Source organism: Advenella kashmirensis WT001 (genome assembly GCF_000219915.2).
GTDB classification, from domain to species: Bacteria; Pseudomonadota; Gammaproteobacteria; order Burkholderiales; family Burkholderiaceae_B; genus Advenella; species Advenella kashmirensis.
The window spans coordinates 74,531-89,819 of record NC_017964.1 but is presented as its reverse complement, the minus strand read 5'-3'; the positions used below and the strand labels follow the sequence as shown (position 1 = coordinate 89,819).

11 protein-coding genes and 3 pseudogenes are annotated in these 15,289 nt (G+C 55.6%); 6 read left to right on the top strand and 8 right to left on the bottom strand.

The genetic code is table 11. The features are described from left to right. Nucleotides 1–22: 22 nt before the first annotated feature. Nucleotides 23–1,381, bottom strand: coding sequence for a 3-carboxy-cis,cis-muconate cycloisomerase (pcaB, locus tag TKWG_RS00405; protein WP_014748906.1), 1,359 nt, complete (start codon nt 1,379–1,381; stop codon nt 23–25). A gap of 253 nt (nt 1,382–1,634) precedes the next feature. Between pcaB and pcaU the strand changes: the two genes are divergently transcribed. Continuing rightward, the gene (pcaU, locus tag TKWG_RS00400; protein WP_148274619.1) at nt 1,635–2,450 is read left to right on the top strand and encodes an IclR family transcriptional regulator PcaU; all 816 of its coding nucleotides are present in this window, start codon (nt 1,635–1,637) and stop codon (nt 2,448–2,450) included. A 128-nt stretch (nt 2,451–2,578) separates the two neighbouring features. Here pcaU and nadC read toward each other — a convergent pair. After that, a pseudogene (gene nadC / locus TKWG_RS00395) lies at nt 2,579–3,435 on the bottom strand (carboxylating nicotinate-nucleotide diphosphorylase). A 102-nt stretch (nt 3,436–3,537) separates the two neighbouring features. Next, on the bottom strand, nt 3,538–4,479 hold the full coding sequence (locus TKWG_RS00390) for an NUDIX hydrolase (RefSeq protein WP_014748904.1): 942 nt from the start codon (nt 4,477–4,479) through the stop codon (nt 3,538–3,540). A 156-nt stretch (nt 4,480–4,635) separates the two neighbouring features. On the opposite strand from TKWG_RS00390, the pseudogene nadA reads away from it, so the two are divergent. Further along, nucleotides 4,636–5,807: pseudogene (nadA, locus tag TKWG_RS00385) on the top strand (quinolinate synthase NadA). Continuing rightward, entirely contained in the window at nt 5,807–7,516 is a 1,710-nt protein-coding gene (gene nadB, locus TKWG_RS00380) for an L-aspartate oxidase (protein WP_014748901.1), read from the top strand. The pseudogene nadA and the gene nadB overlap by 1 nt, the downstream one beginning before the upstream one ends. A 17-nt stretch (nt 7,517–7,533) precedes the next feature. Here nadB and TKWG_RS00375 read toward each other — a convergent pair whose 3' ends face one another. Both TKWG_RS00375 and TKWG_RS00370 read right to left on the bottom strand, forming a co-directional pair. Further along, complete coding sequence (locus TKWG_RS00375) at nt 7,534–8,193, bottom strand: NAD(P)-binding oxidoreductase (RefSeq protein WP_014748900.1); 660 nt, start codon at nt 8,191–8,193, stop codon at nt 7,534–7,536. A 55-nt stretch (nt 8,194–8,248) separates the two neighbouring features. Then, nucleotides 8,249–8,878: a GntR family transcriptional regulator gene (locus TKWG_RS00370; RefSeq protein WP_014748899.1), complete on the bottom strand. Its 630-nt coding sequence runs from the start codon at nt 8,876–8,878 to the stop codon at nt 8,249–8,251. Nucleotides 8,879–9,177: 299 nt separating this feature from the next. Here TKWG_RS00370 and TKWG_RS00365 point away from each other — a divergent pair, with 299 nt between their 5' ends. From TKWG_RS00365 to TKWG_RS00355, 3 genes and pseudogenes are all read left to right on the top strand, one after another. After that, nucleotides 9,178–10,449, top strand: a complete 1,272-nt coding sequence (locus TKWG_RS00365) for a C4-dicarboxylate transporter DctA (protein WP_014748898.1) — start codon at nt 9,178–9,180, stop codon at nt 10,447–10,449. A 14-nt stretch (nt 10,450–10,463) separates the two neighbouring features. Further along, nucleotides 10,464–10,975 (top strand): annotated as a pseudogene (locus TKWG_RS00360) (ureidoglycolate lyase). Nucleotides 10,976–11,038: 63 nt separating this feature from the next. Next, nucleotides 11,039–11,890: a bifunctional allantoicase/(S)-ureidoglycine aminohydrolase gene (locus TKWG_RS00355; RefSeq protein ID WP_014748896.1), complete on the top strand. Its 852-nt coding sequence runs from the start codon at nt 11,039–11,041 to the stop codon at nt 11,888–11,890. 220 nt (nt 11,891–12,110) lie between these two features. Here the strand turns inward: TKWG_RS00355 and TKWG_RS00350 are convergent, their stop codons facing one another. The 3 genes from TKWG_RS00350 to TKWG_RS00340 form a co-directional block, all read right to left on the bottom strand. After that, entirely contained in the window at nt 12,111–13,070 is a 960-nt protein-coding gene (locus TKWG_RS00350) for a 3-hydroxyacyl-CoA dehydrogenase family protein (RefSeq protein ID WP_014748895.1), read from the bottom strand. Between the two features lie 177 nt (nt 13,071–13,247). Next, on the bottom strand, nt 13,248–14,498 hold the full coding sequence (locus TKWG_RS00345; protein ID WP_014748894.1) for an MFS transporter: 1,251 nt from the start codon (nt 14,496–14,498) through the stop codon (nt 13,248–13,250). Nucleotides 14,499–14,537: 39 nt separating this feature from the next. Further along, nucleotides 14,538–15,284 carry a peptidylprolyl isomerase gene (locus tag TKWG_RS00340; RefSeq protein WP_014748893.1) on the bottom strand — a complete coding sequence of 249 codons (747 nt, stop codon included), beginning with the start codon at nt 15,282–15,284 and terminating at the stop codon, nt 14,538–14,540. Between the last annotated feature and the right edge of the window lie 5 nt (nt 15,285–15,289).

Here is a 15,289-nt window from a genome sequence, read left to right as displayed (position 1 = left end):
CGCACGAGTCCATGCATTAATATCAATCGGCTGCCCCAACAGCTTGCCTGAGCACCGCGTCTATTTGTTCCTGGATATTGCCAATATAGGATGCAGGTCGAAAAATATCGTCAAGCTGCGTTGCTGTGAACTGCTGCCGGACCTCTTCTATCTCGCCAATGAGCGCTTTCAGATGGCGCTGTTCTTTGATCGCTCTCTTGCATGCATCTTCAACCAGGTGATGCGCATTGAGACGACCCAGCTTCGGTGCCAGCGCCATCATAACGGCTTCTGCCATCACCAGCCCATGAGTGCATTCAAGATTGCGCTGCATCATTTCTGGACTCACCCGCATCCCGTCCAGTACGTTCAAGGTACGTTCCAACGCCCCTGAGCACAATTGAAAAATTTCAGGTAGCGACAACCACTCTGCCTGCCATCCGCCCAGGCTACGCTCATGCTCCTGGACCATGCCCTGATACAGGCTTGCCATCAGTACCGGCACCCGGCTGGCCGCAGCCAGCACAGACGCAGCAGCCACTGGATTGCGTTTATGCGGCATGGTGGATGAACCGCCTCGCCCATTTCCTGCCGGCTCTTGCAATTCGCCTATTTCGGTCTGCATCATCAGTGACCAGTCACGGGCCATTTTTCCCAGATTGCCCACAATCAGCGCCAGTACGCTTGCCATTTCGACAATGCGGTCTCGTTCACCATGCCATGTACAAACAGGCGCAGTCAGGTTCAACTGCCGGGAAAAAGCAGATACCACTGCTGAACCATGATTCCCCAGGGATGCCAGGGACCCCACCGCTCCGCCCAGTTGCACTGACAGTACTCGTGGCTTCATTTGTCCGATACGGGCCAGGTCGCGTTTGCAAACCGATGCCCAACGCGCCAGCTTGTGACCGAAGGTAATCGGTAATGCCTGTTGCAGCCAGGTACGCCCGATCATGATCAGGTTGCGATGCGTCTGCGCCTGAGCCAAAACTGTTTGATGAACATTCCCAAGCTGCGCCTCGATAATATCCAAGGCATCACGGCACTGCAAAATACAGGCCGTGTCCAGAATGTCCTGGCTGGTGGCTCCCCAATGAACATAGCGCGAGGCTTTTTCGTCGCTTGCTTTAACGATAGCCGTCAGTTGTTTCACAAATGCAATAGCAATATTGCCCGCCTGCTCACTGGCCATGACCAGCGCTTCCATATCCAGTTGTTCAACGATCTGGGCCGTGCAGATTGTTTCGATACTTTGCGCAGCTTCTTGCGGAATCACACCAACCGATGCTTGCGCCTTTGCCAGCGCCACTTCAACCACAGTCATATAAATCAACAAAGAGCGGTCGCTGAAAATTTCTGTCACTTGCTTCTGATAGAACAGACTGGCATATAAGCGGCTCATGGCTGCGCTTCCTTAAGATTGCTTGATATCAACATACTGCTGGTTTCGATAATCCTTGCAATGACCTGACGTTACGATGGACGGTGGTTTTGCCCATACGTCATGTGAATTACCTGACCTCCATTTTTTATTTTTTTCACCAGTCTTTCTACCCCGTTTTGGTAAATTTTGTTCGATGATCGTACAAATATGATTATTATCGAACAAATGCCACATATTTCATTGGAGACTGAAATTGACCATCACAAACGAAATAGCCGACCGAAAACAAAGAGTTATTGAGAATACCCGGAATAAAAAAACAATTCGATATGAAGATTTTGTAGCTGGTATCAGCAAAGGCATGGCTTTACTGGACAGTTTCGGCTCTGATCGACATCGTTTGAATATATCGATGGCGGCAGAAAGAACCGGCATGACCCGAGCTGCCGCACGTCGTCATTTATTGACGCTGGAATATTTGGGCTATTTGGAATCGGACGGTCACTATTTTTATCTGACCCCCAAGGTATTACGGTTCTCGGGTTCCTACATCGGCGGCGCGACCTTGCCCAAAGTCTCGCAACCATTGCTCAATTTGCTTACCAACCAGACATCTCTGATCTATTCCGTGATGGTACTGGATGGTTACGAGGCGATTACCATCGCCAGAAGCGCAGCCCAGCAGCAAAGTGATCGCGTCAATCCCTATGGGCTGACACTTGGCAACCGCCTGCCCGCTCACGCGACATCGGCGGGCAAAATCCTGCTGGCCCATTTGAATGCAGAGGAACAATTACAATGGCTGGAACATTTTCCGCTACAACGCATGACCAGATTCACCCAGATTGATAACACATCATTTTTAGCGCTGCTGCGTGAGATTCAGAAACAAGACTGGTGCTATTCAAGTGAAGAGCATGAACTGGGCGTGCATGCCTTGGCGGTCCCGGTATACGGACAACAGGGCAAAGTAATCGCCGCGTTGAACATTGTTTCGCCAACGACAAAAACGACAAAAAAATACTTAATACAGCATATTTTGCCGCTGCTGCAGGATACGGCCAGAGAGATTCGAAACGTAGTTTAAGGCCTTATCCGTCGCCGGCGCCTACAAATGATACACAAGGGAAGCGTGCACCGTTGTCGAGTTCACACGGGCGCACCGCAGGTTCCTGCCAGTATCCTAGGGTCAACACCTCATGTCCGCCGTTGCCTTCATGCCTGAAAATCCAGGCCGATATCCAGTGCCTTGCTGCTGTGCGTCAGATACCCGATCGCGATATAGTCGACGCCGGTTTGCGCCACGGCTTGTACCGTTTCAGGGGTAATGCCGCCGGAGGCTTCCGTTTGCGCCTTGCCCTGGCACATTGCCACGGCCTGGCGCAAGGTATCGCAATCCATATTGTCCAGCAATACAAGCCTGATGCCCTCGTCCAGTGCGATCGCCAGCTGTTCCAGCGTATCGACTTCAAGCTCGACGGGCGTCAGATGTCCTGCATGCGCATGGGCCTGGGCAATGGCAGTGCGCAGATCGCCGGCCAGCGCAATATGGTTGTCTTTGATCAGCATGGCGTCATCCAGCGCCATCCGGTGATTCCAGCCGCCCCCGACGCGCACCGCGTATTTCTGCAGTACCCGCAAGCCCGGAATAGTTTTGCGGGTGCAGGTAATGCGAGCGTTCGTATCTGCGACCAGTTTCACAATATCGGCGGTCTGCGTGGCGATGCCGCTCAGGTGTGTCAGGAAATTGAGCGCCGTACGCTCGGCGGCAAGCATGGACCGGATATCCCCGGAAACCGTCGCCAGTAACTGGCCTGCCTCAACATGTGAGCCATCCTGCTGGACAATTGTCATTTCTATGGAAGGGTCGATCTGCGCGAAGGCCAGCCGCGCCAGCGCCATTCCGGCAATCACGCCCGGGCGGCGCGAGACCAGATGCAGACGCCCTGCTTGCCGACGGGGATGGTCGCCTGCGAAGTAATGTCGCCTTTTCGCCCCATGTCTTCTGTCAGCGCTGCCTGCACAAATGGCAATAAAACAACGTCGGGTAATTCGTGAGCAGCGGGATTCATAAGCAAACAGGTCCTGTTAAAAGATCGCCCCATAGAGGCTGTTATATACTCAAATTGAGTATATAACAGCTATAAAAAACCGACAATGGCTTATTGAAAAGTTTATTTATTGACCGGGAGCTTACTGCCGGACAGCAGGCTTTCGAGCAAGACCGTATCCTTGAACCGGTATAGCTGCGCCGGGCGTCCTCGTTCCTGGACTGTGCTTTGTCCGGTGGGTTCGAGCAAGTCCTGGTGCTGCATCAGGCGCCGGAAATTCTGCTTGTGCAGCTCCACCCCGGCCAGGCTTTCGATACTTTTCTGCAATTGCAGCAGGGTAAATTCAGTGGCCATCAATTCGGAAATAACCGGGCGGTATCTGATTTTAGCCCGCAATCTGGACATGGCCATGGCCAGCACCCGGCGATGGTTGTGCTGCATGGCCTTACCCGTCATGGCCTCAGGGAGAGCTCCATCAAACAACGGTGATTCCGGAATCAGACCCACTTCATAGAGCAATTCATAGCGGTACAAGGTATTGTCTTCGATCCAGGCATGTTCACCCTGCCCCCAGCACAGATCAACGCGTCGCTGCCGACTCTGGCGAATCGCGTCATTTTCGGCAAAGGCGACCCATTTTCTCAGAGCAGGGTAAAACACACGAGCGATCCATTCCGGCCTGCCCTCGCGGTGGTCTTCCCAGGGGAAGTAACGGTACCAGTCCTGCCAACTGGCATTGGCTTCGAGCAAGCGCTCATCGGCTTCCTTGACCAGCCCCAGGTAACTGACATACAGCACGGGATGCCCCGAGGCGCGAGTCCGCAGCGTATCGACAAAGGTATAGAGCTGCTCCACGTAGCCCATGGGCTGCATGGTCTGGTTCTTGACCCACTGGCGCACGCCAGCCTGCAACGAGCTATGCACGGGCGATAGCGGTCCATAGGGCAGGATATTGCCGGCTTCCACGGTCAGCACCCTTGCGTTCAGATTGGTAATCGCGATCAGTACCGCGACAACCTCGGTTGCGCCTTCTGCAGTGCTCGACACGGAAAAACCTGAAGCCATACCTGTACATATCCATCAATGATGTATGGATTCTATCAGAACGGCTCTGATGGCATTTGCACCACAACGCATACTGCAGGGAAATAAAAAGTGCTTTACGATTTATACTCAATTAGAGCATAATATATTTTCAAATATGGCACGGAATACGGATTCATGACATCAACTTCCTTCTCTGTACGCAAGACGTTTGACATTGATTTTCCGGCACTGGAGCAGTCGGTACGCAGCACGGACGCAGGATCAGCCTGTCAGGTCAAACAGGCATGGGCTGGCGTACCCGAACCGCTAGGCAAGCAGGAACGGGACGCATATCGGCAGCAGGTTGTCGATCATCTGACAAAGCAGCAGGCAGTGTTGGTTGCGCATTACTATGTTGATGCGGAACTACAGGATCTGGCGCTACAGACCGGCGGTTGTGTCGGAGACTCGCTGGAAATGGCCCGCTTCGGCCGGGATCACCCAGCCACCACATTGGTCGTAGCCGGCGTTCGATTCATGGGTGAGACCGCCAAGATCCTGAGTCCTGAAAAGCAGGTGTTAATGCCTGACCTGGATGCCAATTGCTCGCTGGATCTGGGCTGTCCGCCCGATGCTTTTGCGGCTTTCTGCGATGCCAACCCGGGACGCACGGTGGTAGTGTATGCCAATACCAGCGCGCAAGTGAAGGCCAGGGCCGATTGGGTGGTCACCTCTTCGATCGCGCTGGAAATCGTGACTTACCTGCACCAGCGGGGTGAAAAAATTCTGTGGGGTCCTGATCGCCATCTGGGCCACTACATACAACAGCAAACCGGCGCAGACATGCTGCTGTGGCAGGGCTCATGCCTGGTGCACAATGAATTCAAGGCCGAAGAACTGGCCGACCTGAAAAAAGCCAATCCGCAAGCGTGCGTGTTGGTGCATCCCGAATCGCCGGCTTCGGTGATCGCCCTGGCTGATGTTGTTGGGTCCACCAGCCGGCTGATTCAGGCGGTTACCGAGATGCCGGCGACGCACTTTATCGTGGCAACCGATCAGGGCATTGTGCACGAAATGCAAAAGCAGGCGCCAGGAAAAACGTTCATCGCCGCCCCACGGCAGGTGAGAGCGCCACCTGCAAGAGTTGCGCCTTTTGCCCATGGATGGCAATGAACGGGCTTGCCGGCGTGGCCAACTGCCTGCAAACGCATAGCGGACAAATCATCCTGAATCCAGAGCTGGGGTATCGGGCGCTCCAACCCATCGCCCGCATGCTCGATTTTGCCGCTGCCTATAAAAAGAATATCCGGGCCAGCGGCGATCTGAGCCGCGATGTGCATTTATTTTCCCAAATCGGACCTGCCTGATGAAAGCCACAACGCATGACTATGATGTGTTGATTATCGGTGGTGGCCTGGCCGGCCTGTCGGTTGCACTCAGCCTGCCTGGCACTATGCGTATTGCCATTGTCAGCAAACTTTCACTGGAGACCACCGCCAGCAGCAAGGCCCAGGGCGGGATCGCAGCGGTGCTGGATGCCGACGACCATACCGACAACCACATTCGTGATACGCTGATTGCGGGCGCTGGACTGTGCGATATGACAAGTGTCAGCCACATTGTGCAAGGCGCACCGGCGGCGATCGACTGGTTAAGAGGCCATGGCGTCCAATTTACTCTTGCGGGCCCGAATCAATTACATCTGACGCGCGAAGCCGGCCACAGTCATCGCCGCATCGTTCATGCCGCAGACAGCACCGGATTAGCAATCACATCTGTGTTGCAGAGTCAGTTGCGACAACTGCCCAACGTGGACGTGTTTGAGCATACTGTATGCGTCGATGCATTAGTTACACATGCATTAACCACGCATGAACTGGCCAGGCAAAAATTTGTCTCGCAGGAACACGCAGACCGATCCGCCTGCCGGGGCATTCAGGCCCTGGATACGGCCTCGGGTAAAGCGTTAACCCTGACCGCCCGCCATACCGTCCTGGCCACGGGCGGACTGGGACAACTGTTCCCTTATACCACCAACCCGCTCACCGCCACCGGTGATGGTCAGGCCATTGCCTGGCGGGCGGGCTGCCGCATTGCCAATCTGGAATTTATCCAGTTTCATCCTACTGCGCTTGCCTTGCCCAATACTGCATCTTTTTTGATCTCCGAGGCGGTCCGGGGCGAAGGCGGCGTGCTGTTGAATGCCGGCAAACGCCGCTTCATGCCTGAGTATGACTCGCGCGCCGAACTGGCGCCGCGCGATATTGTGGCACGAGCCATCCACGCTGAAATAAGCAGGCAACAAGGACAACCTGTATGGCTGGATATTTCCCACCGCCCGGCCGGTTTTATTCGCGAGCACTTCCCCATGATTTACCAGACTTGTCTGGACGCGGGACTGGACATCACCCGCCAAGCCATTCCGGTCGCGCCGGCAGCACATTACTCCTGCGGTGGCATCGTGACCGATTTGAGCGGACGTACTACTGTCGACTATCTATATGCCGTAGGCGAAGTAGCCGATACCGGCCTGCACGGCGCCAATCGGCTAGCCAGCAATTCACTGCTTGAATGTATTGTGATTGGAAGAAATTGCGCTCAGGCCATTATTGAGCAATGCAGTCAGGCGGGCAGCATGCAAGCTGCCACCACAACGACGCAGCTTGCCGACAGTGGACGACCAGCGATCAAGGGCCACCCTGCTTCGCTCGATGAGACTGCTTTGCCTGATGAGCCGACTGCGCTGCCCGATGCAACAGATATCCGGCAGCTCATGGGAGAAAACCTGGGCATCATTCGAACCACACCGGGCATTGGCCATGCGCTTGAGCAGTTAGCACGCTGGCGCAAGCTGCTGGCACAAACGCCGCCACAGCCCTGGACACCCATGCGACTGGATTTGCACAACCGCCTGGATTGCGCGTGGCTGATTGCAACATGTGCCGCCCAGCGTAAGGAAAGTCGTGGACTTCACGCACTGGCAGATTCCCCACAAACACCGGCCGAACCCGCCCCCAGTGTGATTGGCTGGTCAGAGCAGCACAAGCCGGTGCGTGCCGAAAGCGTAACGGGCTAAGCGAACCGTTACATCACTCACGCCCGCGCCAGTTGCTGCATGGCCTGGGCCACCGGCATATCGCCTTCGGTCAATTCAATAATGATCCGGTTTACTTCCGGATGCTCAATGATCTCAACCAGGGCAGCCGCAACGTCAGGACGCGGTATGCCCCCATAGGGAATGGCCAGACCTGCGCGTACCTTGCCGGTACCGGCTGTATCCAGCAAGGTACCGGGTCGCAGAATGACCCAGTCCAGATCCGTTGCAGCCAGATGCACGTCGGCGTGTTTTTTCACCACCATGTAATTTTCAAAGGTCTCGGATACAGTCTTGCCGCGACCTGCTTCCGGGAATGCCGACACCAGAATAAAGCGCCGAATGCCCGCTGTCATGGCTGCCGCTACGGCCAGTTCCAACCCACTCCCATCAATGGCATTGGTCATTTGGGCTCCACCCTTGCCGCCAGCCCCTGCCGAAAACACCACCACATCGTTGCCCGCCATGAGCCGGGCCAGCTCGGCTGCCTCCAGTTGCAGCAGATCTCCATATACCGGGACCGCGCCCAGGGCCTTGAGTTCGTCTGCCTGCCGGGCGTTCCGATGCAGTGAATGAGGTTTGTGACCACGTGCACTCAATTGCCTGGCAAGATGACGGGCCACTTTTCCCGAGCCGCCAACGATAAAAACATTTGTCATATTTTCTCCTGTTGTGCTTCGCCCGCGCAAAGCAATGACGATGTAAGCCGCGCCGCTACGTCAAAACAAGGTAATGATGCTGCGCAGGCCTGGGCTGCATCGCCGTCGCCACGTATGCAATCGACGCATGCCCGCGCTTATCTGACTGTTTTGAACAGCTGCCCGTTGTTATCAACGATACCCCACCAGCGCAGGGTTTTCTGCAAATGGGTTCTGACCGCCTGCACGGCCTGTTCCGGCGCGCGGCCTGTATATGATCGATGATTTGCAGATGTTCGGTCATGGCCGGAATGATTCTTTCCGGCAAGGGTCGGCGTGAATGTTGCATGACACTCAGGCGATAACGATTTTCATCATAAACCGCCAATGCCACCGGGTTATTCAGTGCCCCGGTAAGCCAGGCATGCAGTGACCAGTCTACCTCCATCGCTTTGATCTGTAGTTGAGCGGATATGGCGCCTTCTGAAGCCTGTTCCAGCACACGCTCATGTTCCTGGCGCAAGTGTGCCAGCTCTCGATCCGGCGCCTGCTGCGCCAACAGACGGGCGCCTTCTTGGTCAAACAGATAACGCAGGTGAAACCCGGCATGCAGTGCCTCCGCGGTGGCTTCAAGCACCAATACGCCTCGTTTGGGCAAAATTGAAACCAGTCCGGCGGCGGCGGCTCGCTTTACCGCTTCGCGCACGGGGCCAACGGCAGGCCGGTCACCTCTACTAGTTCTGATATCGAAATCATCTGGCCCGAGCGTATTTGACCGCAAGCGAGCAAATCCCGAAAGGCTTCAAAAGCCTGTTCCGCCAAAGACTGATCTGAAGAGCGTATGGGAGTTCGCATGGTAAGAGAGAGGCCTTTTAGGGTTTTCACGACTATCGCATTTTAAGTCATTCTAATTATAGTTGACATGTTATCTGACATTTCAGATGGCATTTCACAAATAACCAACAGGCTGGCGCACTCTACGGCGCTCCCGGGGAGTGGATCTAAATGCGTATTATTTGTCGAAGTCTCTTTTGCCAGGTTGTGGTGGCGTTGATTCTGGGCGCGATTATCGGCGTGTTCTGGCCACACTTTGGCGAGCAGCTCAAGCCGCTGGGCGACGGCTTTATCAAGCTGATCAAAATGATTATTGCGCCCTTGGTATTCTGCGTGGTGGTGCACGGTATTTGCGGCAGCAGCGATCTGAAGAAAGTGGGCCGGGTGGGCGCCAAAGCCCTGCTGTATTTTGAAATTGTCACCACCTTTGCCCTGGCGCTGGGCATTGGTCTGGCCTATTTGTTCGAGCCCGGCCATGGCATGAACGTGAACACATCCTCGCTCGATGCCAGCGCGCTGACGCCCTATGCAACCCAGGCCGAGCATGCAACAGATACGGTGAGCTTTCTGATGCGGGTGATTCCCAAAACCTTTATCGATGCATTTGCCTCCGGCGATATCCTGCAGGTGCTGCTCATTGCCATTCTGTTCGGGGCGGCAGTGGCTGTAATGGGCGAGCGCGGGCGACCGGTTGCTGCGCTGGTGAATCAGTTATCCCATGTGTTTTTCAAGATCATCGGCTTTATCGTACGCCTGGCGCCACTCGGTGTATTGGGCGCTGTAGCCTTTACCGTCGGCAAATATGGCGTGGGCACGCTGGGCCAGCTGAGCATGCTGGTGGCCCTGTTCTATGTCACCTGCACGATATTCGTGATCGTCATCCTTGGCCTGATCCTGCGACTTGCCGGTTTCAACATTTTCAAACTGCTTGCCTATTTGCGCGAAGAACTGCTGGTGGTGGCTGGCACCGCGTCGTCAGACGCCGTGTTGCCCCAGGTTATGCATAAACTGGAGCGAATGGGCGTCAAAAGCACCACTGTAGGGTTGGTAATTCCTACCGGCTACTCGTTCAACCTGGATGGATTTTCGATTTATCTGACACTGGCTGCCGTTTTCATCGCGCAGGCGACCAATACGGCCTTGTCATTTACCGATCTGATCACAATCCTGGCCATTTCAATGCTGACATCCAAAGGAGCACACGGTGTACCCGGCTCGGCCATCGTGATCCTGGCGGCAACCCTGAGTGCCATTCCGGCGATTCCCGCTATCGGACTGGTATTGGTACTGTCTGTCGACTGGTTCATGGGCATCGCGCGCGCCCTGACCAACCTGATCGGCAACTGTGTCGGTACGATCGTTATCGGTGCCTGGGAAGGCGATATTGATCGGCAACAGGCGCATAATACGCTCAACGGTCAGACCGGAACAAACGAGGATTAAAGGTAGCAGCAAGCATGACACTCAGACGTTTGACAATAGAGCCGCTGACACGCAATGCCTTCGCACCCTTTGGCCAGGTGATCGAGGCCAGCGATGCGGCAAAGCACTTTACGATCAACGACGGCAATACCGAACGTTACCACGATCTGGCCCATATTGATCCGGGCCCGCAGGGCGAGGCAATTGTGTCTATTTTCCGTGGCTTGCCACGCGCCTTGCCCTTCGAAATTACCATGATGGAGCGCCATCCTCTGGGCAGCCAGGCCTTTATGCCACTGTCGTCGCGCCCCTATCTGGTGGCGGTTGCCGCGGCCGGTGAGGCGCCGACCATTGAGCAGGTGCGCGTGTTTTTATGCCAGAGCCAGCAAGGCGTAAACTACGCCGCAGGCGTCTGGCATCACCCGCCTATTGCCTCGCGTGGTAGCTGGCAGTCTCGGACTTTCTGGTTATCGATCGCAGCGGACCAGGAGAAAATTGCGATATCGCCACACTCACGCCCGGCGGCCTGATCGGCCCGCTTCTCTGAAGGTGACGTGTGCTTGCCGTCCCCCTCTCTGCTTTAACTGACACTACTCGAGGACTTTTTCCAATGTCAAAGACCCCCTACTACTATGCACCCCATGGCGGTCATCCGGCCCAGACCGAACTGCTGACTGACCGTGCCATGTTTACCGAAGCCTATGCCGTCATTCCCAAAGGCGTCATGCGCGATATCGTCACCAGCTATCTGCCGTTCTGGGAGAACACCCGGCTGTGGGTGCTGGCACGCCCGCTCTCGGGCTTTGCCGAAACATTCTCCCAGTATATTGTTGAAGTCGCCCCCGGCGGCGGCAGCAGCCAACCAGAGCAGGACCCGCTGGCCGAAGCCGTGCTCTTCGTGGTCGAAGGACAGCTCTCGCTCACCCTGGCAGGTACTGAACATACGCTCACCCCCGGTGGCTATGCCTTCATTGCACCCGCCTCGAACTGGGCCATAAACAACAAGAGCGACAACGCTGCCCGTTTCCACTGGATCCGCAAGCGCTACCAGGCTGTCGAAGGCATTCCTGCCCCCGCCTCCTTTGTCACCAATGAGCAACAAGTTGCCCCCGTGGCCATGCCCGATACCGAAGGACGCTGGGCCACCACGCGCTTTGTGAACCCCACCGACATGAGCCACGATATGCACGTCAATATCGTGACCTTCCTGCCCGGCGGCGTGATCCCGTTTGCCGAAACGCATGTCATGGAGCATGGCCTGTATGTGCTCGAAGGCAAGGCCGTTTATCGATTGAACCAGGACTGGGTCGAAGTTGAAGCGGGCGACTTCATGTGGCTGCGCGCCTTCTGCCCACAGGCTTGCTATGCTGGCGGGCCCGACAAGTTCCGCTACCTGCTGTACAAGGATGTCAACCGGCATATGAACCTGACACTGGCGCGCCGCGGTAAGTGCCAGCGCTGATGCGCCGTGCCTGGATAGCCTGCCTGTTCGGTTCGGGTATAGAACAAACCGGGAGTGCAATGCCTGCGAGTGTACAAATCCAGCATGGCGATCCACGATCACGACTGTCATTGCCGCAGCGCCTGCGACGCCGTACGGCCCATACCGGCATACAAGCATACAGGCGCATTAGTCTGACCAGCCGCATTCGCGGCGGGCGTTGCGGTAAGAGCTTAAGTGCTCAGGGCTCGATCTCGGGCAGGTCTGCGGCCAGAATATTCAGCCCGGTGCGCAAGGCCTTATCGTAGCGAGCCCGCTCGGCGGCAATCTGCTCTGGTGTCCAATCGTAAAACCCCTGGCCGGACTTCATGCCCAACTGGCCCTGGCCGGGCTTGTCGGCCAGCACCGGGGGCGGTTCGCTTACATTGGAGAGGGTCGGGTAGATCGTAGCGGCCGCAGCAGCGTGCACATCCAGGCCTGCATGCTCTTTTTGCATGATCGGGCCTGCTGCGATATAGCGAAAACCAAAGCCGAAACGCACTGCATTGTCGATATCCTGTGGCGTGACGATGCCCTCCTGTATCATCGAGAAAGCTTCGCGGCCCAATGCATGCTGCAGGCGGTTGGCGACAAAACCTGGCACATCCTTGCGAACGATGATCGGTACCGATCCGCAACGACGCATAAACGTGGCAAGGTCCTCCGCGCTCTGCTGATCCGTATCAGGACCCAGTACAACCTCCACCAGCGGCACAATGTGCGCTGGCATGAAAAAATGCAAACCGATCATGCGCTCGCGTTGCGACAGGCCTTGGGCGATCTGGCTGATGGGAAAACTTGAGCTATTGCTGGCCAGCACCGTATCCGGCCGCGCAAGAGCAGACAAAGATTTGAACAGTTCACGTTTGTAATCGAGTTTTTCCGGAATGCATTCGATGACCAGCTTAATGTTCTGCCAATCTACCGCCTCCAGTGTCGCTGCCATGGTCAGCAGCTCAACATTGTCGGCACAGTTGATTTGCGCCAGGTTAGCAGCAATGCGCTCCCTGATCTGCTGATGCGCCGCGCCACGGGTCTCGACAAGATGCACCGGGCAGCGCGCGCGCAGAAGCACTACGGCGACATCTGCCCCCATGGTGCCGCCTCCTACCACTACCGCCGGTGTTGACGATGGAGCGCCGAGAATAATGCCGTTTGTCATGAAGTCTTCCTGTTAGCCAAAAACAAACATCATAATCGGTATGCCCGCATCGTATCAAGATGAGCGATGAGTCCGGCTCTGTGCTTCGGCCACGCAGCAAGTATATATTTTTGCCTGTGGTATTCAGGAGCGCCCGCAAAACGTCTGCAAACCAGCATACAGCGCTGCGGCGGCGCACTACCTGCCTGCAGGATCAACCATCTCGCCCGAAATCTGGACGCGTCTGACCTCTGAAATATAAATGATAATTAACGAGACCCACACCACGCCATAAAGCAACATAAAGCAGCTTGAGCGGATCTGAAAGAGCTCGGCGAGAATGCCGAACATAATGGGCAACAAAAACCCGGCCAGACCGCCTGCCAGTCCGACAATGCCGGTGACGGTTCCCATATTGTCCGGAAAATCATCTGCCACATATTTGAAGGTGGACGCCATGCCAAATGCAAAGACCGCCCCCAGCACAAACAGAATGATCACAAACAGCCATATCGGCATATATAAATGAAATGTCGAGGCGCCCTCCAGCGTTTTGATGGTCAGCTGGGTATCCGGATACGACAGCAGAAACAGGCAGACCCAGGCGACCCAAAGACACCACCACGTGACATTGTGGGCGCCGAAGCGGTCTGCCAAGCCGCCGCCGACCGCCCGCAATATGGCGCCCGGCAACGAAAACCCGGCGGCCAGGGCGGAGGCAGCGACCAGCGTCAAGCCGTACTCACCCTGAAAATACTGAGGAATCCACAAGGACAGCGCCGTGAATCCGCCAAATGTGATCGAATAATACTGACAATACCGCCAGACTTTGGGATTTCTGAGGATCCTGAACTGGTCTGCAAGACGGCCGGTAGTCTTGCCTGCACCAGGATCAGGTGCCGACACAAACCAGAAAGCGACTGCGGTGATCAATAAAACGATGGCATAGATTTTGGGGACGGTACGCCAGCCGAAGCTCTCGAGCAGAATGGGCGTTAAAAACAGGTTAACGGCCGCACCCACCGTGCCGGCGCCGAAAAACCCCATGGCAAAGCCTTTTCTTTCAGCAGAGAAAAAACGCGCAACGTATGGCGTGCCAATGGCAAATGAGGCACCAACCAGCCCAAGAAATAATCCGATGACCAGAAAATGCCACAGCTGCTGGGAATAACTCACAAGGTAGACCGGAACCGAGCAGCCGGCCAACAGGATTGTCATCATGATCCGTCCGCCGAAGCGATCAGTCCATATCCCCAGGGGCAGCCTGAACAGCGCGCCGGTCAGGACGGGCGTGGATGTCAACAGCCCGAACTCAAAGGCGCTCAAGCCAAGCTCCTGGCGAATCTGAATACCAAGGACACCGAACATCATCCATACAACAAAGCAGACCATAAATGCAAAGGTGCTGCTGTAGAGCACGGCGTACGCTTTGGGATTCTCGGTCTTCATCGTTTGTCTCTCTCGTGATGATAAGAAGGGATACGTTGATTACTGCAGCAGGGGCGAATCGGCCCCCTCAATGTCCAATCCTTTGATCTGCGCCTGCCCGACCAGCAACTGCAGATATTGCGAGGTAGCACGACGCCGACTTGACTGACTAAGCCAGTCTGCAATGCGCTCGCGGACCACATCGAATGTCATCACATCGCCTTCGTGCTTTACACCGGTGCGCACAATATGGAATCCGTGACGGGTATCGACCAGTCGATTCAGCAGCGAATGCGGCGGCAGGGCAAACACTGTTTTTTCAAACTCCGGTACCGTTTCGCGACGGTGAACAATTCCCAGGGAGCCTCCGTTTGAAGACGATGGGCAATTGGAGTACTTGCGAGCATATTCAGCAAAAGCCTCCGGCACATCCTGATGAAGGTTGTTAAGAATGTCTCCTGCATGCGCACGCAGCCGCTTCGCATCAATCTGCGGCGTCAGCTGAAACAGGATATGCCAGACCTGGACGCTGTCATTGTGAATGAACTGGTTTTTATGCTGTTCGTAATATCGACGACAAGCTTGCTCATCTGGTTCGGGCGTCTGGATTTCGGCGTCAAACACCGCCTGCATCAATGCCTGCGAGCTGGTTTCCTTTATACCCAATGCGCTTGCGCGCTGGCGCACCAGCTCCCTGAGCACCAACTCATGGCTTGCGCTTTTGACCGGATCCCGTTGCTCGCTGTGTCTGGGCAATTCAGCCGCCAGTTGCGCTTCATCGATACCAACACCGTTGACCACAATCATGATTA

Coding starts and splice junctions, on each gene's coding strand:
- TKWG_RS00390 (WP_014748904.1), bottom strand. CDS start 4,479: ATGGCTTCAGGTTTTTCCGTGTCGAGCACTGCAGAAGGCGCAACCGAG.
- nadB (WP_014748901.1), top strand. CDS start 5,807: ATGAAAGCCACAACGCATGACTATGATGTGTTGATTATCGGTGGTGGC.
- TKWG_RS00350 (WP_014748895.1), bottom strand. CDS start 13,070: ATGACAAACGGCATTATTCTCGGCGCTCCATCGTCAACACCGGCGGTA.
- TKWG_RS00365 (WP_014748898.1), top strand. CDS start 9,178: ATGCGTATTATTTGTCGAAGTCTCTTTTGCCAGGTTGTGGTGGCGTTG.
- TKWG_RS00355 (WP_014748896.1), top strand. CDS start 11,039: ATGTCAAAGACCCCCTACTACTATGCACCCCATGGCGGTCATCCGGCC.
- TKWG_RS00375 (WP_014748900.1), bottom strand. CDS start 8,193: ATGACAAATGTTTTTATCGTTGGCGGCTCGGGAAAAGTGGCCCGTCAT.
- TKWG_RS00345 (WP_014748894.1), bottom strand. CDS start 14,498: ATGAAGACCGAGAATCCCAAAGCGTACGCCGTGCTCTACAGCAGCACC.
- pcaB (WP_014748906.1), bottom strand. CDS start 1,381: ATGAGCCGCTTATATGCCAGTCTGTTCTATCAGAAGCAAGTGACAGAA.
- TKWG_RS00340 (WP_014748893.1), bottom strand. CDS start 15,284: ATGATTGTGGTCAACGGTGTTGGTATCGATGAAGCGCAACTGGCGGCT.